Genomic DNA, 25,588 nt, shown 5'->3' on the forward strand with positions numbered 1-25,588 from the left:
TACGACACCGTAGGTTACTTGCAAGTAGTGTGGACCGTCACGCCCGACGGCGCGAGGATGACCGGATGCGGATCCGGCCCGTCGGGGCGCACGCCCTGCTGCTCGACTGCGACGACGCCGACCAGGTCGAGGCGTGGCGCGCCGAGCTGTGGCGTCGCCGCGCCACCGGCGACCTGGCCGCCGTCGACATCGTCCCGGCCGCGCTCACCGTGCTGCTCGACGGCGTGCCCGACCCGGAGCCGACCGCCGCCCGCATCGCCGGCTGGCGCCCCCGGGACACCGCCACCGCCGACGCCACCGAGGTCCGGGTGCCCACCGAGTACGACGGGGAGGACCTGCCGACCGTCGCCGACCACTGGGGCGTCGACGTGCCGGCCGTGGTCGACAGGCTTCGGCGCACCCGGTTCCGGGTCGCGTTCTGCGGCTTCGCGCCCGGGTTCGCGTACCTCGCCGGGCTGCCGCCGGAGCTGGCCGTGCCGCGGCTCGCCACCCCGCGTACCCGGGTGCCGGCCGGCTCGGTCGCGCTGGCCGGCCCGTACGCCGGCATCTACCCCGCCGCGTCGCCCGGCGGCTGGCTGCTGGTCGGACGGACCGGGATGGCCCTCTTCGACGTGCGGGCCGACCCACCGGCCCGGCTCACCCCCGGCACCCCGGTCCGGCTGGTGCCGGCGTCGTGATCGAGGTGCTGCGCGCGGGCGCGCTCACCACCGTGCAGGACCAGGGCCGGCCCGGCTGGGCGCACCTCGGCGTCCCGCGCTCCGGCGCGCTCGACCCGGCCGCGTTGCGCCTGGCCAACCGGCTCGTCGGCAACCCGGAGCAAGCCGCCGGCCTGGAGATCACGGTCAGCGGCTGCGTGCTGCGGTTCACCCGGGCGGTCACCGTCGCGCTCACCGGCGCCCCGGCCGACGTGCTCGTCGAGCACCCACCCCGCCGAGGCTCGACAGCCGTCCCGCCGGTGTGGGGCCCGGCCGGCCCGGCACCGACGGCCGTCCGGCCGCGGTGGGGCCCCGCCGGTCCGCCGCCGGCCCGCGTCGATTCCCGGGCGGTGGCCGGCGACCCCGGGTCGCCCGGCGGGCGGGTCCGGCGGCCCGGGGACGTGGGGCGGCCGTTGTCGCTGCCGGCCGGGGCGGTGCTGCGGATCGGACCGGCGCGCGTCGGGGTGCGGACCTGGCTGGCCGTCAGCGGCGGGATCGCGGTGGAGCCGGTGCTCGGCAGTCGCTCCACCGACACGCTGTCCGGCCTCGGGCCGCCGCCGCTGCGGGACGCCGACCGGCTGCCCCTCGGGTCGCCCGCCGGGCCGCCGGCACCGGTCGACCTCACCGTCGGCCCGCCGGTGCCGGACGAGGTGCGGCTGACCGTGCGAGCCGGCCCCCGGCAGGACTGGTTCACCCCGGGAGCGGTCGACAGGCTGTGCCGCGCCGCGTACACGGTCACCCCGGCCAGCAACCGGGTCGGCGCGCGGCTCGCCGGCGCCGCCCTGCCCCGCGCGGTGCCCGGCGAACTGCCGAGCGAGGGCCTGGTGCTCGGCGCGGTGCAGGTGCCGCCGGACGGCCAACCGCTTGTCTTCCTGGCCGACCATCCCACCACCGGCGGCTACCCGGTCATCGGGGTGGTGGACGACGTGACCGCGCTCGCCCAGGCCCGGCCAGGGACTACGGTGAGGTTCCATGGACCTCAACGCTGACCTCGGCGAGGGATTCGGGAGCTGGCGGCTCGGCGACGACGATGCGCTGCTCGGGCTGATCAGCTCCGCCAACGTGGCCTGCGGCTTCCACGCCGGCGACGCGGCCACCATGCACCGGGTCTGTGCCGCCGCCGCCGAGCGCGGCGTCGCCGTCGGCGCCCAGGTCGGCTACCGGGACCTGGCCGGCTTCGGCCGCCGGCACATCGCCTACGACTTCGCCGAGCTGCGCGACGAGACGATCTACCAGCTCGGGGCGCTCGACGCGTTCTGCCGGCTCTACCGCACCCGGGTGCGCTACCTGAAGCCGCACGGCGCGCTCTACCACGCGGCCGCGTGCGACGAGGCGCAGGCCGCCGCGCTGGTGGCGGCGATCAGCGGGTACGACCACGAGCTGCCGGTGCTCTGCCAGCCCGGCACGGTGCTCGCCCAGCTCGCGGCCGGCGCCGGCCTGCGGGTGGTGGCCGAGGGCTTCGCCGACCGCACCTATCTGCCCAACGGCACGCTGGTGCCCCGCAGCGCCCCGAACGCGCTGGTCACCGACCCGGACCAGGTCGCCGTGCGGGCGGTCCGGATGGCCGTCGAGCGGACCGTGGTCGCCGTGGACGGCAGCGTGGTGCCCTGCGCCGTGGAGTCGATCTGCCTGCACGGGGACACGCCGGGCGCGGTGCGGTGCGCCGAGCTGGTGCGGGCCGCGTTGGTCGACGCGGGGGTCACGCTCACTCCGTTCGCGTGAAAGGAGGGGCCCCTTGTTAACGCATTCTGCATAACAAGGGGCCCCTCCTAACACTTGTCAGCTCAGGACTCGTCCAGGCCGCGCAGCACCAGAGGCAGCCGGGTGGCGCCGCCGGTGACCACCCGGACCGGTACGCCCCAGTCCTGGCGGGTCAGGTGGCAGGCGGCGTGCTCCACGTCGGCGTCGCAGGTCGCCGCCTGGGCGGTCACCTGCAACACGCCCTGCGCCACGTCGCCGCTGACCACCAGCCGGCGGGACAGGTCGGTGGTCGTGCCCGCCCCCTCCACCAGCAGCTCCGGCGGGGACGCCGACACCACCAGCCGGGTCGACGGCCCGTACGTCTCGTCGAGCTTCTGCCCCGGCGCCGGCGTGAAGATCACGTCCAGCGTCAGCTCGCCGGCCGTGACATCGGTCGGCCTGCGCTCCAGCCGGTGTCGCGGCCCGGCCACGGTGTTCGCTCCGGCGGCAGTCAGCGCGCCCGGCGCCAGCCGCGTCAACCGGTGCGCGGCCGACTCCACCACCAGCACGTCGCCCTCGGCGGTGATCACCAGATCACTCGGCTCGGCCAGCCCGTCGGCCACGGTGCCGACCTGGCCCGTCTCCGGGTCGAAGCGGCGCACCGCGCCGTTGTAGGTGTCCGCGATCAGCACCGACCCGTCGGGCAGCGCGCACACGCCCAGCGGGTGCTGGAGCAACGCCTGGTCGGCCGGTCCGTCGACGTGACCGAAGTCGAACAGTCCCTGACCGACGGCGGTGTGCATCTCGCCGCCGGCGACCCAGCGGATCGCGCTGGTCTCGCTGTCGGCCACCCAGAGCCGGGAGCCGTCGGCCGAGACCGACAACCCGGAGGGCTGGGCCATCCAGACGTCCGCGAGCGGGCCGTCCCGCAGCGCCTCGACCGTGGTGCCGGCGTACATGCCGGCGGTTCGCCTGATCGGGTCGAACCACCAGAGTTGGTGGATGCCGGCCATCGCCACCACCACCCGGTCGTCGTACCAGGCCACGTCCCAGGGGGAGGAGAGGTCGACCGCGCGGGCGTCGTGCGCGTGGTAGTCGACGGTCGAGCGCCACTGCCGCCCGGTGCCGGCCACCGTGACCACCTCGCCGGAGGAGAGCCGTACGCCGCGCAGCAGGTGGTTGACCGTGTCCGCGACCACCACGTCGTAGCCGGCCACCTCGGCGACGTGCGGGGGCAGCAGGCAGAGCCCCTGCGGCTCGGCGAAGGTGGCGGCGGTCGCCGGGCCGTCGGTCCGGCCCCGCCCGCCCGCGCCGATCCGGCGGAGCACCGTCTCGCCGTCCGGGGCCACCTCGACCAGGGAGTGCCGGGCCGAGTCGGAGACCAGCAGGTTGCCGCCCTCCAGGGCGATCGCCTTGCCGGGGAAGCGCAGCGCCGTCTCCGGCTCGGCCGGCGGCACGTACGGGCCCTCGCCCCGGTGCAGGGTGCCCTTCGCCTCGTGCGTGGCGATCAGGTCGTCGACCAGCCGGGCCAGCCCTTCCGCGTGGCCCTCGCCGGCCATGGTGGCGACCACGTATCCCTCGGGATCGACCACCGAGAGCGTCGGCCACGCCTTCGCCGCGTACTGCTGCCACATGTCCATCTCGGCGTCGTCGAGCACCGGGTGGTGCACGCCGTAGCGCTCGACGGCCGCGGCGAGGGCGTCCGGGTCCTTCTCGTGCTCGAACTTCGGCGAGTGCACCCCGATCACCACCAGCACGTCGCCGTACTTCTCCTCCAGCGGGCGCAGCTCGTCGAGCACGTGCAGGCAGTTGATGCAGCAGAAGGTCCAGAAGTCCAGCAGAACGATCTTGCCGCGCAGGTCGGCAAGCGTGACGGCCTTCCCGCCGGTGTTCAGCCAGGATCGGCCGCGCAGCTCAGGGGCGCGCACTCGGGGAGTCATGACCCCATCGTGCCGCACCCCCGGTCCGGCAGCCCGGGTACCGCCGGGTGAAGAGCCGCACAGGACGGCGCGAAGCGCCCGCCCCCGGTGGGGACGGGCGCTTCGCGGGGCGTTACTGGCCGGCCGGCTTCAGGCAGAGGACCCGGTTGGTGCCGCCGCCCTGGAGGACGACGGTGGGCTGGGACAGGTCGGCGCACTTGTCCTTGTTGTCCACCTTCGACACGATGGTGAACGCGCCCTGCTGGCCGCAGTCGGTGGCCACGGCTGTCGAACCGGACTGCTTGATGCACGAGCCGACCGCCGGGTCGAAGCCCGCCGGCTTGTCCTCACCGTTGATCTTGCCGAGCAGGGCGAGCAGGCCGAGCGGCACGGCGAGGATGAGCACGGCCGCGACCAGCACAGCGGCCAGCACCCGACCGTTGCGTACCTTCGGCGCGGGCGCCTCGGTCTGCGGCTCCGCGTCCGGCTTGAACGCGTCGAAGCGACCCTGGTCCGAGTCGCCCGACGGGCCGTCGGACGACCAGGCCGGCGGCGCCTGCTGCGGCGGCGGGGGGAAGGCGGGCGGGAAGCCGCCCGGCTCACCCCCGGAACCTTGACCGGGTACGGCGACCGAGGCGCGCCCGCCGGCCGGCGGACCGTACGGGTCCTGCTGGCCGGGGCCGCCGAACGGGTCGGGGCGACCGGCGGAACCGTGGAACCCGTCCTGGTGACCGCCGGGGCCGCCGAACGGGTTCTGCTGCCCGCCCGGCGCGCCGAACGGGTCACGCGGACCAGCCGGCTGGTCGCCGTCGTGCGGGTGCACGCCGTTGGCGGGACGGTTGTTGCCGGGCGGGTCGACGAAGGACGGCACGCCGACCGGGAACGGCGGCGGGCCGGCCGGCGACGACGGCTCGGCGTAGCCACGCGGTTCGTCGTCGTCGGGCCGGGACTGCGGGCCGCCGAAGCCGGCCGGGCCGTCCTGGCCCGGGTAGCGGTGCGCGTCGTCCGACCGGGACCGCGGGCCGCCGAAAGCGGCCGGGCCGTCCTGGCCGGGGTAGCCGTGCTCGTCGGAGCGGGACTGGCCGCCGAAGCCGGCCGGGCCGTCCTGGCCGTGCTCGTCCGAGCGGGACTGCGGGCCGGGGTAGCCGTGCGGCTCGTCCGAGCGGGACTGCGGGCCGCCGAAACCGGCCGGGCCGTCCTGGCCGGGGTAGCGGCGCGCGTCGTCCGACCGGGACTGCGAGCCGCCGAAGGCAGCCGGGCCGTCCTGGCCCGGGTAGCCGGGTGCGTCGTCCGGGCCCTCGTTCTCCTCGGGCTCCGGTCGGGCCGGCCGACCGTACACCCGGGGCTGCGGCGTGGCGGTGCCGGTCGGGTGCACGGGCTGGTCGGTGGGCGGAGTCACCCGGCTGGCCACCGGCACCGAGGCGCTGGCCGAGACCGCGCCGGCCGGACCCGCCTCGGGCGACACGCGCGGGCCGGGAACGACCGGACCGGCCGGCGACTGCGGCTCCTCCTGGCCGGACCGGGAGGCGCCCCAGCCGGTGTCACCGCGCTCCGGCTCGTACGCCTGGGGTTCACGCTCGGCCGGTCCGAACTGCGCGGCGGCCGGGTGGTCGGCGGGCGGCGAGGCGGCCAGGGCGGCGCCCGGCACGCGCTGGCCCTGCGCGGGCAGCGGCACCGCGTTGCCGGGGGCGATGCCCGGCGCGGGCGCCGGCTGGTAGGCCGGGCCGTCGTCGTTCGACTGCCAGCCGCGTGACGGCGCCGGCTCGGCCTCGTCGGCCCGGCCCCACGCCTCGGCGGGGGACCAGGGCTCGGCGTCCGGCACCGCCGGACGCTCGGGCGCGCGCTCGCCGGTGTTGCCGCCCCAGCCGGACGGCGCGTCGGGAGTGGGTACGGAGGCGCTGGCCCGGGCCGGCGCCTCGGCGGCACCCCAACCGGGCTGCGCCGGCTCGTCCGCCGGCCGCTCGGTCTCCCGGTGCGGCGCGGCGGCGGCGCCGTTCCAGCCGGTCGTCCGGGGCTGCTCCGGCTCGCCCCAGGCGTTCGCCTGCGGCGCCTCGGTCGGAGCGCCGGCTCGTCCGCCGGCCGCCCAACCGCCGGAACGGTCGGGATCGTCGTCCCGGTTGGACTCGTCCCAGCCGCCGGGCCGGTTCTCGGCCTGCGGCGCGGGCCAACCGCTGGAGCGGGCCGGGTCGTCGTGCTGCGGTGCGCCGGCCGGGCTCCAGCCGCCGGAGCGCTGCGGGTCGTCCTCGGCGCGACCGTCCTGGTCGGACTGCTCCGGAGTGGACCATGCCTGGTCCGGGCGGGCCGCACCGGGCACGGAGACCTTGGCGGCGGCCCGGGCGGGCGGGTCGGCCGGCGGCCAGGTGGCACTGCCCTGCTGACCGGGCGGAGCCCAGGCCGGCTGCGGGTCGCGTGCGGTCCAGCCGCCTGAGGTGTGGGGGTCGTCGGCCGGCTCGTCGCGCGGCGTCCAGCCGCCGGAGCGGTGGGCGTCGTCGGCCGGCTCGTCACGGGGCGTCCAGCCGCCGGAGCGGTGGGGGTCGTCCGGCGGCGCGCCGGCGCCGACCGCCCAGCCACCGGAGTGGCCCGCGTCGTCGCCCTGCGGCGCGGAGCCGCCGGCGCGGTGGGCGTCGTCCGGGCCGACGGGGGTGACCCAGCTCTCGTTCGGCACGGTGGCCGGCGCGGGGACGTAGCCGGTGCCGCGCGGGCCGGCGTCGCCGGGCTGCGCCCAGGCCGGCTGCTCGCCCGACTGGCCGCCCGCGCCCCAGGAGGGGCGGTTCGGCTCGGCTGCGGCCCAGGCCGGCGGTGCCGGCTCGGCGGGGTTGTTCGGCGGAGCCGCGGCCCAGGTCGGCGGCATCGGTCCGGGACGGTCCGGGCCGGCCTGCTCGGCCGCGCCCCATGCGGGCGCGCCCTGGCCGGGGCCGGTCCAGGAGGGCGTGCCCTGGTCGGGACCGCCCCAGGCGGACTGCGGGCCGCGGCCCGCCGGCTCGGCGGGCGGGGGCACCTGGGCGCTGGCCCGGCCGGTGGCCTGCTGGCCCGGGGGCGGGCCCCAGGCCGGGGGCTGGTCGTCCGCTCCGGCCCAGGCCGGGGTCGACGGGGCGGGCCGGCCGGCCGGCGGGGGCGGAGCCCAGCCGAGGTCGGGCGTGCCGGGGTACCCGTTGTCCTGTTGCGACGGCTGATCGCCGTACGGCACCGGTCCGCCGGTGCCCGGCGACACCTCGCCCGGCTCCTGGCCGGGGCGGTGCGGAGCCTCGGACGTCATGGGTGCGCCTCCTCCATCACAGGTCGGCCGCCGGTGCCGGTCGGAGACCGTCGGCACGGCTGCCGGCGTCGCCGGCGGGTACCGGCCGTGCGGGCTCCCCGCACGGTATCCGGTGGTCGCCGGAGTGCGCTCGGGGGAGCCTCGGCCGTCACCGACCGTCACCGGGCGACGTCGATGAGTTTCGCTTTCCCGAGTCGATCCGGAGGCGGCCGGTTGGCGGCCGTGCCAACCGTACCGGGCGGTGGGGCGGGGTGGAATCCCGGTGCCGGACGACCCGGAACGCCGAAGACCCGCCCGGTGGACCGGGCGGGTCTTCGAACTGGAGGAGGTGAGAAAGGTCGGTGGCGTCAGCTCATGTGACGCTGGGCGATGGCGAGAAGCTCCTCGCGGACCGCGGGCGAGTTGGCGGAACGCAGCGCGTGCTCGATGGCGCGGGCGCGGCGGTTGGCGTCGCGGCGGGTGCGGATTCGCTCGATCATGCTCATCTTGGGTCTCTCCTCCTGGCTATTCGGTTGTCAGCCCTTGATGTCTCTATTGAAGCGCACCGAGCGGCCAAATTCCATCGATTAGAAGGTGAGCTGAGCCACCTGCCTAAGGATCGTAGGTCCAGAGCCCCGTCGAGCCGACGATTTCGCCACCCAACGGCAACGGCCGGTGTGCCGGGCGTTCACCCGTGGCACACCGGCCGTCGCCGGAGCGGTGGATCAGGTCCAGGCGAGCAACGCCGCCTCCGGGTCGGCCAGGAAGTCCCCGATGTCGCGGAGGAACTTCGACCCCAGCTCACCGTCAACGATCCGATGGTCGAAGGAGAGGCCGAGCGTGGTGACCAGGCGCGGCTTCACCTTGCCCTTGTGCACCCACGGCTGCTCGCGTACCGCGCCGAAGGCCAGGATCGCCGACTCGCCCGGAGGCAGGATCGGCGTGCCGGTGTCCACGCCGAAGACGCCGACGTTGGTGATGGTCAGCGTGCCGCCGGACATGTCCGCCGGGGAGGTCTTTCCCGCCTTCGCGGTCTGCACCAGCGCCGTCATCGCGTCCGCCAGCTCGCGCAGCGAGAGCCGGCCGGCGTCCTTGATGTTCGGCACGATCAGGCCACGCTCGGTGGCCGCCGCGATGCCCAGGTTGACGTACTCCTTGACCACGATCTCGTCGCCGGCCCAGGTCGAGTTGACCATCGGGTGACGCCGGACCGCCAGCAGCACCGCCTTGGCGACCAGCAGCAGCGGCGAGACACGCACGTCGCGCCACTCACGCCTGTCGCGCAGCCGGTCCAGCGCCTTTATCGCCCGGGTCACGTCGACGGTCAGGAACTCCGTCACGTGCGGGGCGGTGAACGCCGAGCGGGACATGTTCTCCGCGGTCAGCTTGCGTACCCCCTTGACCGGGATGCGCTGCTCGCGGTCCGCGCCGAAGCTCGCGACCGACGCGGCCGGGGCCGCGACCGCCGGCGACGCGGTCGCCGCCGGAGCCGCGCCCACCGCCCGCTGTACGTCCTCGCGGGTGATCGAGCCCAGCGGACCGGAACCGGTAAGCGTGGACAGGTCGACCCCGAGGTCCTTGGCGAGCTTGCGGACCGGCGGCTTGGCCAGCACCGGACCGGAGATCCGACCGTTGCCGTTCACCGCAGGCGCAGGCGCGATCGGGGCCGGCGCGGGAGCGACCGGCGCCGCCGCCGCGGCCTGCGCCGGCACGTCACCCTTGCGGGCCCGGCGCTTGGCCGGCGCGTTGCGTGGGCCGTAGCCGACCAGCACGGCGGTACGACCACCCGGGGCGGCGCCGCCGATCAGGCCCGGCTCGACCATGCCCTCGGCCGGCGCGACCTCCACCGCGGCCAGCGACGCGGCCGACGGGGTGGGCAGCGCCTCGGCCGGCGTGCCGGTCGTCGACTGCTCCACCGGCCCGGCGCCCGGGTCGGTGTCGATCGCGATGATCGGCACACCGACCTCGACCGTCGAACCCTCCGGGTGGAAGATCGCCTGGACCCGGCCGGCCCACTTCGCCGGGATCTCGACCGCCGCCTTCGCGGTCTCCACCTCGACGATCGGCTGGTTCAGCTCGATGTCGTCGCCCACCTTGACCAGCCAGGCGAGGATCTCGCCCTCGGTCAGGCCCTCGCCCAGGTCGGGCAGGTTGAACTCCTTGATCCGGGACATGCCGCTCACCAGCCGAAGGTGCGGTCGACGGCGTCGAGTACCCGGTCGAGGTCCGGCAGGTACTCCTCCTCCACCCGGGCGGCCGGGTAGGGGACGTCGAAGCCGGTCACCCGCAGCACCGGGGACTCCAGGGAGTAGAAGCACTCCTCGGTGATCCGGGCCGCGATCTCCGACCCGAGGCCCAGGTTGCCCGGCGCCTCGTGCACGACCACGCAGCGGCCGGTGCGCTTCACCGACTCGTACGCGGCGGTCAGGTCCAGCGGCGAGAGCGTCCGCAGGTCGATGACCTCCAGCTCCCGGCCGTCCTCGGCGGCGGCGGTGGCCGCGTCCAGCGCGGTGCGCACCATCGGGCCGTACGCCAGCACGGTGGCATCCGTGCCCGGCCGGGCGACCCGCGCGCTGTGCAGCGGGTACGCGTCGGTGAGCGGGGCGTCCAGGTCGACCTGACCCTTCTCCCAGTAGCGCCGCTTCGGCTCCAGGAACACGATTGGGTCGTCCGACGCGATGGCCTGCTGGATCATCACGTACGCGTCCTGCGGGTTGGCGCAGGTGACCACCTTGAGACCGGCGGTGTGCGCGAAGTACGCCTCGGGCGACTCCGAGTGGTGCTCGACCGCGCCGATGCCGCCGCCGTAGGGGATCCGGATGACCATCGGGATCCGCACCTTGCCCTGCGAGCGGTAGTGCATCTTCGCCACCTGCGACACGATCTGGTCGTACGCGGGGTAGACGAAGCCGTCGAACTGGATCTCGCAGACCGGCCGGAAGCCGCGGATGGCGAGGCCGACCGCGGTGCCGATGATGCCGGACTCGGCGAGCGGGGTGTCGATCACCCGCTGGTCGCCGAAGTCCTTCTGCAGGCCGTCGGTGATGCGGAACACGCCGCCGAGCTTGCCGACGTCCTCGCCCATGATGACGACCTTCGGGTCGTTCTCCAGGGCCCGCCGCAGGCCGGTGTTGAGCGCCTTGCCGAGGGTGAGCGTCTCCGTGGCCATCAGTGCGCGCTCCCCTCGAACGACTCCATGTACTGCGAGAACCGGGCCCGCTGCTCGTCCAACTCGGCTGAACCGTGCGGGTAGACGTGGTCGAACATGCTGACCGGCTGCGGGTCGGGCATGTTGAGCACCCGCTCGCGCAGGTGCACCGACTCGGTGCGGGCCTGCTCGTCGACCTCGGCGAAGAACGACTCGTCGACGATCTGCTGCTTGAGCAGGAACGCCTTCATCCGGGCGATCGGGTCCTTGGCCTGCCATGCCTCGACCTCGCTGGCGATCCGGTAACGCGTCGGGTCGTCGGAGGTGGTGTGCGCGCCCATCCGGTAGGTGTACGCCTCGATCAGCGACGGGCCCTGACCGTTGCGCGCGGTGTCCAGCGCGTGCCGGGTCACCGCGTACGAGGCGAGCACGTCGTTGCCGTCCACCCGGACGCCGGGGAAGCCGAAGCCGCCGGCCCGCCGGTAGAGCGGGACGCGGGTCTGGCGCTCCAGCGGCTCGGAGATGGCGTACTGGTTGTTCTGGCAGAAGAAGACCAGCGGGGCGTTGAACACGCTGGCCCAGACGAACGACTCGTTGACGTCGCCCTGGCTGGTGGCGCCGTCACCGAAGTAGGCGATCACCGCCTCGCCGTCCTCGCCGCCGGTCTTGCCGTCCATCGCGACACCCATGGCGTACCCGGTCGCGTGCAGGGTCTGCGCCCCGATCACGATCGTGTACATGTTGAACTTGAACTCGTTCGGGTCCCATCCGCCCTGGTCGACGCCGCGGAACAGGCCGAGCGGCATGATCGGGTCGATGCCGCGGCAGTAGAGGACGCCGTGCTCCCGGTAGGTCGGGAAGGCCATGTCCTGCGCGCGCAGCGCCCGCCCGGAGCCCACCTGCGCGGCCTCCTGGCCCAGCAGGCTGGCCCACAGGCCCAGCTCGCCCTGCCGCTGCAGGGCGGTCGCCTCGGCGTCCAGCTTGCGGACCAGGACGAGGTCCCGGTAGAGGCCGCGGTACTCGTCGTCGGTGAAGTCGACGCGGTATTCGGTCCCGTCCGGACCGAGCGCGGTCTCGATCCGCTCACCCTCGGGGGTGAGCAGTTGTACGAGTTCCGGTTCGCCGGTCGCGGCGGCGCGCCTGGTACGGGGTGCGGCCCGCTTGCTGCGGGTGGCGGCCCCGGGGTCGCCCTTTGCCATCCGTCTCTCCCTGTCTGTCTGCGCCGCGCCGGGGGTGACCCGAGCCGCGCACCTCGTGCGCCCGCCCGGCTGCTGCCGGGTCGGTCCCTGGCGACCGCGCCTAGCCCCGGTGAGGGTTGCCGCGCGGCGTGAGCCGGGGTCCGTCGGGGGACCCAGGCCCGGGAGCGCCGGCGCCGTTCCGCACCAGCCGCGGGGTGCGCGGAGGTGGCGGCTGCGTTGCCGTCGTGCCTGAATGATTGCAGAGGAGGTGAGCGGGCCCACAGTATGGCCTCCCCCGCCGGCGAGGTTCCATCGGGTTCGTGACGCATAGACGCTTTTGTCGGATAGGCCACCTCGGGCCGTCGGACAAATTGTGTGTCGACACGCGGTTGCGGCTGGTGGACTGAGCGTCACTGAGCCAAGCTGACGGGGAGCCATCGCGCGGCATTTGTCCTAATATCTGCGTGTGCTCGTCCGTCCCGTCGACGCGTACGAGGAGTGTGCCGGTGTTCGAGCCAGAGGGTCCTCCCGGTGCTCCCTTCCTCGGCCGGCACCGGGCGACGTCCGCCACCCGCTACCGCCGGGTGGTCGGCGCGCACCGCGCCCCCGGGGCCGGCGGCCCCAGCCGCGGCTACCTGCTGACCGTGGCGCTGCTCGCCGGCACCGCGTCGATGCCGATCCTCGCCGCGATCAGCACCGGCACCGCGTCGGTGGGAAACAGCGCCCTGCCCGATGCGGGCACCCGGTTCATCCCCACCCCGTCGGTCGGTCCGGTGGTCATCCCGCTGCCCCAGACCACCCAGGGGCCGGCGCTCCCGGTGCCCACGCCGGCGGTCGGCGTCACCACCATCGCGCCCCCGCGACCGGTGCTTCCGGCGGCCCCGTCCCTGCCCGACGACAGCGACCTGGGTTCCGGCCGCCGGTCCCGGCCGTCCGTCGTGCCGGCGCCGCCGCCCGTGCCCACCCGACCCGCGCCGGTCCGACCACCGCGACCCTCCCCGGTGCCCTCGCCCTCGCCGTCGGACCAGATCCCCTCGAGCCCGACACCCGAGCCGTCCGTGACCTCCGCCACGCCCGAGCCCACCGGCACCACGTCCGAGCCGACACCGAGCGACGGACCGGAACCGACCACCACGCCGCCCGACCAGTCGCCGACACCCAGCCCCACCACCGCACCCACGGCCACGGCAACCGCCACCGCCACGGCCACCGCGGAGCCGAGCCGGTCCCCGCAACCGAGCCGCTCCGCGACGCCGAGCGCCACACCCGCATGACCGGCCCGGGCTCGCCGGCCGGCGCGAGGATCAGGCGGGGTCGTCGGTGAGCCGGTGCCGGTTCGCCTCGATCCAGGCGTTCAACGCCTCCGGATCGTCCGGGTCCACCCCGTCCGCCATGAGCTGCGCCACCGCCGCGGTGGCCGGGCTGCGCCGCTCACCGGTGCTGTAGAGCCGGGCGAACTCCGGGACCATCTCGGTGATCGCCTCGTCCGTCCGCTCGGCCGCGGCCGGCGACAGCCCACGCTGCCGGGCCGCGTACGCCGCCCAGGCACGCAGCACCCGGGGCAGCATCGCGGCGTCGTCCATGTCGAGCACGGCGCGGCGGTGCACCCAGTCGAGCAGGAACAGCTCGGCGACCATCGGGCTCCACCGCATCGGATCCGCGTCCGGGAAACTCGCCGCGTGGTCCAGCAGCAGGCCCAGGCAGAAGTGCAGGGAGGCCAGCTCGCCGTCGGCCACCTCGGGCAGACCGAACCGGGTCGCCTCGGGCGAGTCGAGGAAGGCGCGCACCAGCCGGGTCCGTTCCTCGTCCGTCGGCGGCGGCGTCACGGTCGGACCGGCTGCCCGGGCCGGCCCGGGCAGGGCGGCCAGCCGGGCGCCCACCAGGGCCCGATCGGTGGCGAGCGAGCCCTGGGCGGGCAGCTCGCCGAGGTCGTCGGTGACCGCCAGGTGCCGGCTCACCTCCGCGCGCATCCGGACCGGGTCCTCGGTGCGGAACCAGGTCAGCTCGTCCTCGGTGCAGATCTCCCGGGCCTGCTCCACGATCCGGGCCGCCGGGCCGCCGACGAACACGTCCTTGGTGATGCCGATGTTGTGGTCGACGAGGGCCACCAGGGCGTGCTCCGGGCCGCCATGCTCCTCGTCGTCGTAGGCGAACGTGGCGAGATAGGAGGTCTGGTCGCCGTACACGTCGCCATAGGCCCAGGTGCCGGTGAGGCGCACCCGGCCGAGCTGGCCGGCCCAGGCCGGAGCGAGCGCGCCGGGCCTGACCCGGGCGGCGCCCGTGGCGTCCGGCACCAGGGTGGCGAAGACGGCGCGGATCGTGGTCGCGGCGGCACTGCGCCGGCGGGACGTGGCGGCCAGGAAGCCGGCCACGAACTCGCGGACGGCCTGCTCCCGGTCGTGCTCGGCGACGGCGTAGACGCTGCCCAACAGCGCGGCGCCGAGCATCTCCGCGTCCAGCGCGGAGTCGAGCCTCGTCACGTCGCGCGCGGCGTGCAGCACCGCGTCGTAAGGGGTCTGTGGCGTGGCCATGCATCGACCCTACGCCGCGCGGTCGGCGACCACACCGGTCAGCGCGCCGGGTTCAGCGCCGCTCGGCCTCCCGCAGCGCCTCCCGAGCCGCGCCGTAACGCGCCAGCACCGCCCAGACCGGGTCCAGCACGTACTTCTCGCCGACGCTGCCCACCGAGGTGAGCAGGCGCTGCTCGGCGCGGCGTCGGGCCCGCCGGGCCGCCCAGCCGACCACCGGCCGGGTCAGCGCCGCGACCAGCAGCCCGGCCAGCAGGCCGCCCAGCAGCAGCACGGTCGGCCAGGGCACGTCACCGAGCCTCGGGTGCTCCAGCGGGGGCAGGCCGAGGAAGCGCAGCGCGTAGCCCAGGAGCAGCCAGAGCAGCCCACCCAGCGCGGCGAGCGTGACCAGCCACTGGATCGCGCCGACCACCCGCCACCAGGCGGGCCGCCGGTCCATGCCCAGGTCGGTGGCCGCGACCGCATGGTCCAGCGCGCCCGGCAGGTCGGTCAGCCGGGACCGGGCCGCGGCGGTCACCGCGGCCGGCCAGGGCGCCGGCAGGTCGGTGCTGGAGCGGTCGGCCACCGCCCGGATGGCCAGGTGCAGCGACGACCGCTGCGCGGCGGTCGGATCGGGTACGGAGGTGGCCGAGATCAGGCTCTCCGCCGGCGCCTCCGGGTCACGCCCGGGCAGGTGCAGCCGGCGCAGCGGATCCGGGCGCAGCTTCCGCCAGCTCCGCACCAGCGGCCAGCCGGTGCTGCTCACCGCCCGGTGCCGGTAGGCGCCCTCGACGGCCTGCGCCACGGTCGGCACGCCGGCCGCCCCGGCGAGCGCCCGGGTCAGCTCCTGCGCCGAGGCGTCACCCGGCCGGGTGCGCGGCGGCTCCGGGCCGACGAGCGGTTCCAGATCCGCCACCACGGCGTCCACGTCGCCGGAGAGCCGGCGCAGGGCCGCCTGCCGTTCGGCGACCGTCTTCTCCAGCTCGGCCCGCAGCCCGGCCAGCCCGGCCGGATCCGTGGCCACGGTGGGCAGCAGCGGCACCCCGCCCAGCCCGTCGGCGTCGAGCAGCCGACGCAGGTCGTCGAGGACCGTGGGCAGCTCGGTCGGGTGCAGCCGGTCGGCCTGGTTGAGCACCACCACCGTGACGTCCTTGTGCCGGTGGAACTCACGCAGGTAGCTAGTGTGGATCACGCGGTCGGCGTACTTCTGCGGGTCGACCACCCAGACCACGAGGTCGACCAGGCCGAGCAGCCGGTCGACCTCCAACCGGTGGTGCTGCTGCACCGAGTCGAAGTCGGGCAGGTCCAGCAGGACCAGACCGTGCAGCGTGGACTCGTCGTCGCCGTCCAGCGGGCTCTCCCGAACGAACCGGTGCCGCGGCAGCACGCCGACCCAGTCGAGCAGCCGGACCGCGCCGTCGAGCGGACCCCACACGCAGGCGTGGGCCACGCCGGTGGTCGGCCGGCGCACGCCGACCGGGGAGAGATCCATCCGAGCCAGCGCGTTGAACAGGCTGGACTTGCCGCTGCCGGTGGCGCCGGCCAACGCGACCACGGTGTGCCGGCCGGAGAGGGCGAGCCGGTCACCGGCCCGCTCGACCACCGTGTGCCCGGCCACCAACTGGGCGTCCGGCACCTGGCCGTCCACCGCGCGGAGGAACCGCTGGACCGCCTCCAGGCGCGCGATCAGGACGTCCGGGTCGACCCGCTGGTCGGCCCGGAGCGCCTCGCGCACCCGCCCCACGATGTTCGTCACGGTGCCATCTCAGTTCGCGACTGCGGGGCTCGCAAGCCCGGCTCGCTCCTCGCGCTCACGGGCGGCCGTCCTCTTGGGGGGTGGGCAGCGGGGTGTCGCCGGACAGGCCGCTGCGGTGCCGGGCCCGTTCGACGGTGACCGCGGCCCGGCGCAGCGCCTGACCGGCGTCGCCGGCCGGGCGGGCGGCCTCGGTGCGGGCCAGGAACCGGGCGGCCTCCTCGGTCAGCAACGCGCCGACCCGGTCGAGCAGGTCGACCCGCGCCTTGCGGGCGAGGTTCCGCACCGCCTGGTCGCCGAAGATGGCCTGGAGCACGGTCTGGCCGGCGACCGCGGTGCCGGTGCCCGCGGCCACCTCCAGCCCGGTCGGGATGAACGCGGTGGAGGCGAAGACGCCGATCATGACGGCCAGCCCGGTGGCGTTGACGGCGTACGCGGCCGTGCGGGCCACGAAGCGCCTGTCGCCGCCCTCCACCCGGACCAGCTCCAGCACCGCGCGCTGCCAGTCACGGACCAGTTGCTCGGCGCGCGCCGGCAGGTCGGCCGAGGCGTGCGCCAGCTCCGGTTCGAGCAGCGCCGCGCCGGCCGGGTGCGCCTTCCACCCGGTGTACGCGTTCTCCGCCGCCTCGGCGGCCACCCCGCGCAGCAGCGTGACCAGTTGGGACTCGATCGCCGTGCGCAACTCCGCGGACGGGGCCGGTCGCCCGGTGACCGCCGCGACCATCCGGTCGCGCAGCCGCCCGATGCGCGCCTCCAGACTGCGGAAGAACTCGCCGGTGCCGACGAACTCCTGCCAGCGGGCCAGCACCTCGCCCCGGAGCAACCGGCCGTCCTTGAGCCCCTGGTCGACGGTGCGCTCGGCGCCCCGGTAGGCGGCCCGGACCCGTTCGTCGAGCGCCTCGGCGGCGGCCACCTGCTCGTCGGCGGCGTCGGCCAGGCCCTCGACCACCGGGTGCAGGGCGGCCAGCGCGCCGTCGAGCGTCTGCCGGACCACCGCCGAGCGGGCCTCCGCGTCGCCGGCGAGGCGGGCGAACCACCCGCTCAGCGGGGCGGTCATCCGGTCGGGCAGCAGCCCCTGCCCGTCCACCCAGGTCTCCGGCAGCACGAACAGGGGCGCGGCGCCCAGCTCCTGGCTGGCCAGCATCTGCGACAGGTGGGCGGCGATCTCGTCGGCCGCCTCGGGCGGGACCCGGTCGAGCACCATGGCCACGGCGGTGCCGCGCGCCCGGGCGCTGCGCAGCAACTCCCAGGGGACGGCGTCGGCGTAGCGCGCGGCGGTGGTGACGAACAACCACAGGTCGGCGGCGGCGAGCAACTGCCCGGCGAGCGCCCGGTTGGCGTCGACCACCGAGTCGATGTCGGGGGCGTCGAGGAAGGCCAGGCCCGGCGGCAGCGCCGGGGCGGTGACCAGTTGCAGGGTGCCGGCCTGCTCGCTCGGGTCGGTGGTGCGGGTCAGCCCGGGCAGCAGCTCGCCCTGGCGGAACCAGGCCGCGTCGGCGGGGTTGCAGACCAGGACCGGCGAGCGGGTCGTCGGGCGGAGCACGCCTGCCGCGCTGACCCGGGCCTGGACCAGGCTGTTCACCAGCGTCGACTTGCCGGCGCCGGTCGAGCCGCCGACCACCACCAGCAGCGGGGCGTCCAGGCGGGCCAGCCGTGGCAGCAGGTAGTCGTCGAGCTGGTCGGTGAGGCTGCGGGCGGCGTGCCGGGCCGACTCGGCCGAGGGAAGCGTCAGCGGGAAGCGAGCCGCGTCGATCGCGGACCGCAGGCCGGCGAGCGCGGCGGGCAGCCCCGAGGCGTCTCCGCCGGGCGGCTCCGCGCCGTCGGTGGTTCCGGTGCGGGCGGCGACGGCGGGCGCGCCGGCACGGGTGGCGGGATCGCCATGCGTCGTCACCGCTAAAGCGTGCCCGACCGACGCAAGGTAAGACAACCGGACGGTAATAACGGTCAGGTTGCGCCGAGTCGACTCAACCTCGACTTGCGGTTTGCCGACGGCGTGGCACTATTGAGTCAAGTTCACTCAACTTGTGGTGCGGCCGCCTCCGGGCGACCCCGCCGGGCAGGTCGTCCGACCTGCTCACCCGTTACGAAGCGAGGAAGCGAACATGGCACGTGCGGTCGGCATCGACCTCGGCACGACGAACTCCTGCGTCAGCGTTCTCGAGGGCGGTGAGCCCACCGTCATCGCCAACGCCGAGGGCTCGCGGACGACTCCCTCGATCGTCGCGTTCGCCCGCAACGGCGAGGTGCTCGTCGGTGAGGTCGCCAAGCGCCAGGCGGTGACCAACCCCGACCGGACCATCCGCTCGGTCAAGCGGGAGATCGGCACCAACTGGACCGTCGACATCGACGGCAAGAAGTACACCCCGCAGGAGATCTCCGCCCGGACGCTGATGAAGCTCAAGCGGGACGCCGAGGCCTACCTGGGCGAGCAGATCGCGGACGCGGTGATCACCGTCCCGGCCTACTTCAACGACGGGCAGCGCCAGGCCACCAAGGAGGCCGGTGAGATCGCCGGCTTCAACGTGCTGCGGATCGTGAACGAGCCGACCGCGGCGGCCCTGGCGTACGGCCTGGACAAGGGCTCCAAGGAGCAGACCGTCCTGGTCTTCGACCTCGGCGGCGGCACCTTCGACGTGTCGCTGCTGGAGCTGGCCGAGGGCGTGGTCGAGGTCAAGTCGACGAGCGGCGACAACCAGCTCGGCGGCGACGACTGGGACCAGCGGATCATCGACCACCTGGTGAAGACGTTCCGTGGCGAGCACGGCATCGACCTCTCCCAGGACAAGATGGCCATGCAGCGGCTCAAGGAGGCGGCCGAGAAGGCCAAGATCGAGCTGTCCGCCGCCACCACCAGCAACATCAACCTGCCGTACATCACCGCCGGCTCCGCCGGCCCGCTGCACCTCGACGTGACGCTGAGCCGCGCCGAGTTCCAGCGCATGACGCAGGACCTGCTGGACCGCTGCAAGGGCCCGTTCGAGCAGGCCGTCAAGGACGCCGGGATCAAGGTCTCCGACGTCGACCACGTCATCCTGGTCGGCGGCTCGACCCGGATGCCGGCCGTCACCGACCTGGTCAAGCAGCTCACCGGCCGCGACCCGAACAAGGGCGTCAACCCGGACGAGGTCGTCGCCGTCGGCGCCGCCCTCCAGGCCGGCGTGCTCAAGGGCGAGGTCAAGGACGTCCTGCTGCTCGACGTGACCCCGCTGAGCCTGGGCATCGAGACCAAGGGCGGCATCTTCACCAAGCTCATCGAGCGCAACACCACCATCCCGACCAAGCGCTCCGAGGTCTTCACCACGGCCGACGACAACCAGCCGTCGGTGCTGATCCAGGTGTTCCAGGGCGAGCGCGAGATCGCGGCCTACAACAAGAAGCTCGGCACCTTCGAGCTGACCGGCCTCCCGCCGGCGCCGCGCGGCGTGCCGCAGATCGAGGTCACGTTCGACATCGACGCCAACGGCATCGTCAACGTGCACGCCAAGGACCTCGGCACCGGCAAGGAGCAGAAGATGACGATCACCGGCGGCTCCTCGCTGCCGAAGGACGACATCGAGCGCATGCGCCGGGACGCCGAGGAGCACGCCGACGAGGACAAGCGCCGTCGCGAGGAGGCGGAGACCCGCAACGTCGCCGAGGCGCTCCAGTGGCAGACCGAGAAGTTCCTCGCCGAGAGCGGCGACAAGCTGCCGGCGGAGAACCGTGACCAGCTCAACGAGGCGCTCGGCGAGCTGCGCAGCGCCCTCGGCGGGCAGGACATCGAGAAGATCAAGGCCGCGCACGAGAAGCTGGCCCAGGTCTCCCAGCAGGCCGGTTCGCTGCTCTACGCCCAGCAGCAGGAGGGCGAGCCCGGCGCCCAGGGCGCCCCGGGCGCCGGCGCGACCGGCCCGGGTGCCGGCGCCGGTGCGACAGGTGGCCCGCAGGCCGGCGGCGCCGACGACGTGGTCGACGCGGAGATCGTGGACGAGGACAAGAAGTGACAGTCGGTCCCCGACACGACTCGCACCGCAGAGGGATGAGGTAACCGCATGACGGACAAGCCACGAGCGGCCGACCCGGGCTCCACCGGGTCGGCGCCGGGTGGCTCCCCGGGCGCCGGCAAGGACGCCGGCGACGAGCCGCGGGTCGTCATCCGCGACAAGCACAAGCTCGGCAAGGTGACCGAGGAGCCGGCTAACGACGCCTCGGCCGCCGACGCCGCCGCCGACGCGCCCGCCGAAGGGCTGGTCGAGGAGGCCGAGGTCGTGGTCGACGAGATCGTCGGCGAGGCCGACGTCTCCGGCCCGCCCGTGGTCGACGCGCCCGCCGAGCCGAACGGGGAGAGCGCCGGCACGACGGCCCCGCTCGGCGCCGAACTGGAGTCGCTCCGCTCCGACCTGGAGGAACGCACCCGCGACCTCCAGCGGGTCTCGGCGGAGTACGCCAACTACCGCAAGCGGGTCGACCGCGACCGCAACCTGGTCCAGGAGCAGGCGACCGGCGGGGTGCTCACCGCGCTGCTGCCGATCCTCGACGACCTGGACCGGGCCCGTGAGCACGGCGACCTGGTGGGCCCGTTCGGCAGCGTGGCCGAGCAGCTCACCGGGGCGCTGGGCAAGTTCGGCCTGACCGCGTTCGGCGAGCAGGGCGACCCGTTCGACCCGACCCGGCACGAGGCGGTGGCCCACCAGACCTCCGCCGACGTGACCGAGCCGACCTGCGTGCAGGTCATGCGCCGGGGCTACCAGCTCGGCGAGCGGCTGCTGCGGCCGGCCCTGGTCGCGGTCGCGGACCCGGAGTAGTGCCGACCCGTGACGTCCCGCCCGCCCCCACCGGGCGGGCGGGACGACCGGGATTCGACCCGTGGAAGGGGGTGGACCGGTGAGTTCCAAGGACTGGATCGAGAAGGACTACTACGCCGCGTTGGGCGTGGACAAGTCCGCCTCCTCGGACGACATCAAGAAGTCGTACCGGAAACTGGCCCGGGAGTCGCACCCGGACCACAACCCCGGCGACACCGGGGCCGAGGAGCGGTTCAAGACCGTCTCCGAGGCGTACGCGGTGCTCGGCGACGAGAAGAAGCGGCGCGAGTACGACGAGATGCGGTCGCTCTTCGGCTCGGGCGCGTTCCGGCGCGGCGCCCGCGGCGCGGGCCAGCCGGGCGGCGCGCCGTTCGACGTCTCCGACCTGTTCGGCGGGGGCGGCGGCGGTGGCGACAACCGGTTCGGCGGTGGCGGCTTCACCGACCTGTTCAGCACGATCTTCTCCGGCGGCGGCGCCGGTGGCGCGGCCCGCGCGCGGGGCCCGGCCCGGGGCCGGGACGTCGAGGCCGAGGTGGCGCTCGACTTCTCCGACGCGGTCCGCGGCGTCACGCTGCCGTTGACCCTGCGCGCGCCCGGGGTCTGCGACACCTGCCACGGCAACGGCGCGAAGCCGGGCACCCAGCCGGTGGCCTGCCCGGTCTGCCACGGCGCCGGGGTCACCACTCGCAACCAGGGTTCGTTCAGCTTCTCCGAGCCGTGCCGCAACTGCCAGGGCGTCGGCACGATCGTCGAGGAGAAGTGCCCGGAGTGCCACGGCACCGGCGGGGTCACCAAGACCCGCACGTTGAACGTGCGCTTCCCGGCCGGGGTGGCCGACGGGCAGCGGATCCGGTTGGCCGGGCGGGGGGAACCCGGTGAGCGGGGCGGCCCGGCCGGCGACCTGTTCGTGCACGTGAAGGTCCGCCCCGACGAGCTGTTCGGGCGTACCGGGGACGATCTCACCCTGAACGTCCCGATCACGTACGCCGAGGCGGTCCTCGGCACCGACCTGCGGGTCCCGACCCTGGACGGCACGGTGACCCTGCGGGTGCCGCCGGGTACTCCCGCCGGACGGGTGCTGCGGGCTCGCGGCAAGGGCGTCGTCCGCAAGGACGGCCGCGCCGGTGACCTGCTGGTCACGCTGGACGTGGTGGTCCCGGCGACGGTGTCGGACGAGGCGCGGGCGGCGCTGGAGACCTTCGCGGCGCAGACCCCGCCCGCCGCGCGGGAACATCTCGAAGCGCGGGTACGTCGATTCAGTTGACGGCGGCAGCGGAGGTGAGCGGGCATGTCGGAGGAGTACGCCGGGTCGGGTGACCCGGCCTACGAGGCCAAGATTCTGATGATCTCGGTGGCCGCGCGGATGGCGGGCATGCACCCCCAGACGCTGCGCCAGTACGACCGGTTGGGCCTGGTGCAGGCCGGCCGGGCGGCCGGTGGCGGCCGGCGGTACAGCGTCCGGGACGTGGTGCTGCTCCGCGAGGTGCAGCGCCTCAGCCAGGACGACGGGATCAACCTGGCGGGGGTCAAGCGGATCATCGGGTTGGAGCGGCTCCTGGAGGAGGCGCAGCAGCGGGTGGCCCGGCTGGAGGCGGAGTTGGACGCCGCGTACCGGCGGATCGCCGAGCTGGAGTCGCTGGGTGGCTTTCCCCGTGGCGACCTCGTGCCCACCAACCGCACCTCCACCGCGCTCGTGGTCTGGCGTCCCCGCCGGACACCCGACCGCTGACGCTCGCGTTCGTCCGAAGGCCGGCACCGCCCGCACTCCCGGGCGTGCCGGCCTTCGTCGTCGCTGCCGCCTGCCCGGCGGGTCGGTGGAGCGCCATGGGTGCCTCCGGCGCGCTGAGGGACGCGTGGCGTTCCACCGAAGCGTCGGTTGCCCGGAAAGGGGGGTGCGGTGGAGCGGGGTGCACTACGCTGCTGATCAGGGATAAAAGCCCTGAATCGGAATCCGGGCTGGCGGGGGGAGCCATGACGGAACCGGCGAAGAAGGTGGCGGAACGGGCGGAGGAACGGCTGGAGAAGGTGGCCGAGAACGTCCGGGAGCGGTTCGACCGGGTGACCGAGGGCCGCTTCAGCGACAAGGTCAAGGAAGGACGTTTCGCCGACCAGACCGACCACGGAGTGGACCGGGCCAGGGACGACGAGCGGCGCAAGAAGCAGGGCGGATCGACCTGAGGATCCGCCGACGTGCGGGCCGGGACCCACGGGGGGTCCCGGCCCGTTCGCCGTTCCCTGCCGCCCCACGTGACCAAGGACTTCGCGTCACCCCCGAGATCCACTCCGACAGAAACTTCTTGATCACGCCTGGAGAGTGCGGCGGCGGAGATCACGTTCGTCGTCAACCTCGTGGCCGCCCGGGTCAGAGGCGGCGGTTTTCGCGGACCAGGCCGCCCTCGCACCAGTCCCGGTAGACGAAGAGGTCGGGGCGGGCGAGCAGGACCCGGCTGTTGTGCGCCCAGTTGCGCATCAGGTCGTCACCGACGCGCTCGGCCTGCTCGACAAGCTTCCGGAAGCGCCGCTTCGGGTGCGCCCGGAAGTTCGTCCGGATGCCGTCGGCGGCGTAGATGTAGAGGCAGTGCAGCGCGAACCGGCGGGCCGGACAGCTCTGGTCCATGGCCAGGTCGAACAGCGTCTGCACCAGGTGGTCACCGGCGACCAGCAGGTCCCAGTCCGGCGGCATGGAGGTCAGCGGCACCGAGTCCGGCTGGTAGGCCCAGGCCCGCAACTCGGCGGGTGTGGGGTCGACCGGGTTGGCGAAGCCGTGGAACGTCTCTTCCTGCACGCTCACCGGCCGACCTTCCGCGTTCGCTGGCGGGGGCGCTGGCCACCCGCGGACCCTGGCTGCTGGGCCGACACGTTAACGCGGTTGGGCGGAGCAGTGGTAGACCTTCCCGGAATCAATTTGACAACCGTTGGCCGGGCCGGCCCGCTGAGTCGCGAGTCCGGCCCGGCCGAGGTCAGTCGCCCACCCTCACCTGGGCGGCGGCCCGGGTGGCGGCGGCGCGTTGGCGCAGCCACTGCTTGAACCACGGGGTGTCCGGCAGCCGGGCGAGCAGCGGGCCCGTCACCACCGTGATCAACACGTACGCCGTGGCGAGCGCGGCCAGCTTGGGCTCCACCGGGTAGACGGCGGAGACGGCGAGTCCGGCGATGACGATGGAGAACTCGCCGCGCGGGGTGAGAGCCAGCCCGGCCCGCCAGCGGCCCGGCTCGGCGATCCCGGCCCGGCGGGCGGCCAGGTAGCCGGTGGCCACCTTCGTCGCCATGGTCACCACGGCCAGCAGCAGCGCGGGCAGCAGCACCGGCGGCATGTCCAGCGGGTTGGTGACCAGCCCGAAGAACACGAAGAAGACCGCGGCGAAGAGGTCCCGCAGCGGGGAGAGCAGTTGGGTGGCGTGGTGCGCGACCGGCCCGGACAGCGCGATGCCGACCAGGAACGCGCCGACCGCGGCGGAGACCTGGAGCTTGGCCGCGAGCCCGGCGACCAGCAGGGTCAGGCCGAGCACCCCGAGCAGGAGCGCCTCCGGATCCTTGGCGGAGAGCGCGGTGGAGATCAGGTGCCCGTACCGGATCGCCACGGCCAGCACGACGACCACGGTGAGCACCGCGACGGCGAGCGCGAAGCCGCCCTTGACCAGGCCGACCCCGGCGAGCAGCGCGGTGACCAGCGGCAGGTAGAGGGCCATCGCCAGGTCCTCGATCACCAGGACGGAGAGGATCACCGGGGTCTCCCGGTTACCGACCCGGCCCAGGTCGCCGAGCACCTTGGCGATCACGCCCGAGGACGACACCCAGGTGACGCCGGCGAGCACCACTGCGGCGACCCAGCCCCAGCCGAGCAGCAGCGCGAAGGCGAAGCCGGGCAGCGCGTTGAACACCGCGTCGATCAGTCCGGCCGGCGCCGCCGAGCGGAGGTTGCCCACCAGCTCGTTGGCGCTGTATTCGAGGCCGAGCATGACCAGCAGCAGGATCACGCCGATCTCCGCGCCGACGGCGAAGAACTCCTCGCTGGCGTTGAGCGGCAGCAGGCCGCCGTGCCCGAAGGCGAGGCCGGCGAGCAGGTAGAGCGGGATGGGCGAGACGCCGACGCGACGGCTCAGCCGGCCCAGCAGGCCGAGCAGGAGCAGCAGCGCCCCGACCTCGATGAGCAGGATGGTGGTTTCGTGCATACGCGTCAGCCGTCCGGATCGGTCTCGGCAAGGATCGCTGTCACGCCGTCGAGACCCTGGCGGGTGCCGACCACGACGACCACGTCGCCGGATTCGAACCGGAAGGTGGGGTCGGGCGAGACGTTCACCTCGCCCTGACGCAGCACGGCCACGATGGACGCGCTGGTCCGCGTGCGGGCCTTGGTGTCGCCCAGCCGCCGGCCGACGTACTTGGAGCCGGCCGGGATGACGATCTGCTCGGTCAGCAGCCCGGCGGCCTGCTCGCGCAGCCCGGAGAGCTGACCGAGCATCAGCGACGCGCCGAGGATGTCGGCGAGCGCCTCCGCCTCGTCGTCGGTCAGCGGTATGTCGTGCTGACAGGAGTCGGGATCGTCCGGGTCGTAGAGGACCAGGTCGCGGCGGCCATTGCGGTGGGAGACCACGCCGAGCCGGCGGCCGGACTCCGTCATGAGGTCATGACGGACGCCGATTCCGGGTAAGGCGGTCTGTTCGACACGTACTCGCACGCCGGTGAGGCTAC

The 25,588-nt window shown here is 74.4% G+C and carries 21 protein-coding genes; 8 read left to right on the forward strand and 13 right to left on the reverse strand.

Annotated features, from left to right (window positions below; translation table 11 throughout):
- The first annotated feature begins 65 nt into the window (after window positions 1-65).
- From ACIA5A_RS25275 to ACIA5A_RS25285, 3 genes are read left to right on the forward strand one after another with little or no spacing between them, the layout of a single operon-like run.
- Complete coding sequence (locus ACIA5A_RS25275; protein WP_396766911.1) at window positions 66-677, forward strand: allophanate hydrolase subunit 1; 612 nt, start codon at window positions 66-68, stop codon at window positions 675-677.
- Complete coding sequence (locus ACIA5A_RS25280; protein WP_396766913.1) at window positions 674-1,684, forward strand: biotin-dependent carboxyltransferase family protein; 1,011 nt, start codon at window positions 674-676, stop codon at window positions 1,682-1,684. Before ACIA5A_RS25275 ends, ACIA5A_RS25280 begins: the two co-directional genes overlap by 4 nt.
- The gene (locus ACIA5A_RS25285) at window positions 1,668-2,417 is read left to right on the forward strand and encodes a LamB/YcsF family protein (RefSeq protein WP_396766915.1); all 750 of its coding nucleotides are present in this window, start codon (window positions 1,668-1,670) and stop codon (window positions 2,415-2,417) included. Before ACIA5A_RS25280 ends, ACIA5A_RS25285 begins: the two co-directional genes overlap by 17 nt.
- A 62-nt stretch (window positions 2,418-2,479) precedes the next feature.
- On the opposite strand, the gene ACIA5A_RS25290 is transcribed toward ACIA5A_RS25285, so the two are convergent.
- The 10 genes from ACIA5A_RS25290 to ACIA5A_RS25335 form a co-directional block, all read right to left on the reverse strand.
- Window positions 2,480-4,315 (reverse strand): NHL domain-containing thioredoxin family protein, encoded by a 1,836-nt coding sequence (locus tag ACIA5A_RS25290; RefSeq protein WP_396766917.1) that lies wholly within the window; start codon window positions 4,313-4,315, stop codon window positions 2,480-2,482.
- Between the two features lie 112 nt (window positions 4,316-4,427).
- The gene (locus ACIA5A_RS25295) at window positions 4,428-7,550 is read right to left on the reverse strand and encodes a hypothetical protein (RefSeq protein WP_396766919.1); all 3,123 of its coding nucleotides are present in this window, start codon (window positions 7,548-7,550) and stop codon (window positions 4,428-4,430) included.
- A gap of 347 nt (window positions 7,551-7,897) precedes the next feature.
- Window positions 7,898-8,035, reverse strand: a complete 138-nt coding sequence (locus tag ACIA5A_RS25300) for a hypothetical protein (RefSeq protein WP_013283356.1) — start codon at window positions 8,033-8,035, stop codon at window positions 7,898-7,900.
- A gap of 219 nt (window positions 8,036-8,254) precedes the next feature.
- The gene (locus tag ACIA5A_RS25305; protein ID WP_396766921.1) at window positions 8,255-9,712 is read right to left on the reverse strand and encodes a dihydrolipoamide acetyltransferase family protein; all 1,458 of its coding nucleotides are present in this window, start codon (window positions 9,710-9,712) and stop codon (window positions 8,255-8,257) included.
- A complete protein-coding gene (locus ACIA5A_RS25310; RefSeq protein WP_396766923.1) occupies window positions 9,709-10,698 on the reverse strand; it encodes an alpha-ketoacid dehydrogenase subunit beta in 990 nt (329 codons plus the stop codon). The genes ACIA5A_RS25305 and ACIA5A_RS25310 overlap by 4 nt, the downstream gene beginning before the upstream one ends.
- Window positions 10,698-11,876, reverse strand: coding sequence for a pyruvate dehydrogenase (acetyl-transferring) E1 component subunit alpha (gene pdhA / locus ACIA5A_RS25315; protein WP_396766924.1), 1,179 nt, complete (start codon window positions 11,874-11,876; stop codon window positions 10,698-10,700). Before pdhA ends, ACIA5A_RS25310 begins: the two co-directional genes overlap by 1 nt.
- Before the next feature lie 610 nt (window positions 11,877-12,486).
- A complete protein-coding gene (locus ACIA5A_RS25320) occupies window positions 12,487-13,119 on the reverse strand; it encodes a hypothetical protein (RefSeq protein WP_396766926.1) in 633 nt (210 codons plus the stop codon).
- A gap of 40 nt (window positions 13,120-13,159) precedes the next feature.
- A complete protein-coding gene (locus tag ACIA5A_RS25325) occupies window positions 13,160-14,386 on the reverse strand; it encodes a hypothetical protein (RefSeq protein WP_396766928.1) in 1,227 nt (408 codons plus the stop codon).
- Between the two features lie 52 nt (window positions 14,387-14,438).
- The gene (locus tag ACIA5A_RS25330; protein ID WP_396766929.1) at window positions 14,439-16,118 is read right to left on the reverse strand and encodes a GTPase; all 1,680 of its coding nucleotides are present in this window, start codon (window positions 16,116-16,118) and stop codon (window positions 14,439-14,441) included.
- 55 nt (window positions 16,119-16,173) lie between these two features.
- Window positions 16,174-18,006, reverse strand: a complete 1,833-nt coding sequence (locus ACIA5A_RS25335) for an ABC transporter (protein WP_396766931.1) — start codon at window positions 18,004-18,006, stop codon at window positions 16,174-16,176.
- Window positions 18,007-18,217: 211 nt separating this feature from the next.
- Here ACIA5A_RS25335 and dnaK point away from each other — a divergent pair, with 211 nt between their 5' ends.
- The 5 genes from dnaK (at window position 18,218) to ACIA5A_RS25360 (ending at window position 23,074) form a co-directional block, all read left to right on the forward strand.
- Window positions 18,218-20,095, forward strand: coding sequence for a molecular chaperone DnaK (gene dnaK / locus ACIA5A_RS25340; RefSeq protein WP_396766933.1), 1,878 nt, complete (start codon window positions 18,218-18,220; stop codon window positions 20,093-20,095).
- A gap of 48 nt (window positions 20,096-20,143) precedes the next feature.
- Window positions 20,144-20,896 carry a nucleotide exchange factor GrpE gene (gene grpE / locus ACIA5A_RS25345; RefSeq protein WP_396766935.1) on the forward strand — a complete coding sequence of 251 codons (753 nt, stop codon included), beginning with the start codon at window positions 20,144-20,146 and terminating at the stop codon, window positions 20,894-20,896.
- 79 nt (window positions 20,897-20,975) lie between these two features.
- Window positions 20,976-22,160 carry a molecular chaperone DnaJ gene (gene dnaJ, locus ACIA5A_RS25350; protein WP_396766937.1) on the forward strand — a complete coding sequence of 395 codons (1,185 nt, stop codon included), beginning with the start codon at window positions 20,976-20,978 and terminating at the stop codon, window positions 22,158-22,160.
- Between the two features lie 24 nt (window positions 22,161-22,184).
- Window positions 22,185-22,625 (forward strand): heat shock protein transcriptional repressor HspR, encoded by a 441-nt coding sequence (locus ACIA5A_RS25355; RefSeq protein WP_396766938.1) that lies wholly within the window; start codon window positions 22,185-22,187, stop codon window positions 22,623-22,625.
- Window positions 22,626-22,867: 242 nt separating this feature from the next.
- The gene (locus ACIA5A_RS25360; RefSeq protein ID WP_013283368.1) at window positions 22,868-23,074 is read left to right on the forward strand and encodes a hypothetical protein; all 207 of its coding nucleotides are present in this window, start codon (window positions 22,868-22,870) and stop codon (window positions 23,072-23,074) included.
- A gap of 184 nt (window positions 23,075-23,258) precedes the next feature.
- On the opposite strand, the gene ACIA5A_RS25365 is transcribed toward ACIA5A_RS25360, so the two are convergent.
- The 3 genes from ACIA5A_RS25365 to ACIA5A_RS25375 all read right to left on the reverse strand — a co-directional run bounded on the left by ACIA5A_RS25365 (window position 23,259) and on the right by ACIA5A_RS25375 (window position 25,574).
- On the reverse strand, window positions 23,259-23,687 hold the full coding sequence (locus ACIA5A_RS25365; protein WP_396766940.1) for a hypothetical protein: 429 nt from the start codon (window positions 23,685-23,687) through the stop codon (window positions 23,259-23,261).
- Window positions 23,688-23,856: 169 nt separating this feature from the next.
- Window positions 23,857-25,068: a cation:proton antiporter gene (locus tag ACIA5A_RS25370; RefSeq protein WP_396766942.1), complete on the reverse strand. Its 1,212-nt coding sequence runs from the start codon at window positions 25,066-25,068 to the stop codon at window positions 23,857-23,859.
- Window positions 25,069-25,073: 5 nt separating this feature from the next.
- Window positions 25,074-25,574, reverse strand: coding sequence for a cation:proton antiporter regulatory subunit (locus tag ACIA5A_RS25375; RefSeq protein WP_091062123.1), 501 nt, complete (start codon window positions 25,572-25,574; stop codon window positions 25,074-25,076).
- Window positions 25,575-25,588: the final 14 nt, after the last annotated feature.

Origin of the sequence: Micromonospora sp. NPDC051300 (assembly GCF_044455315.1) — a bacterium.
In the GTDB taxonomy this organism is placed as follows: Bacteria; Actinomycetota; Actinomycetes; order Mycobacteriales; family Micromonosporaceae; genus Micromonospora; species Micromonospora robiginosa.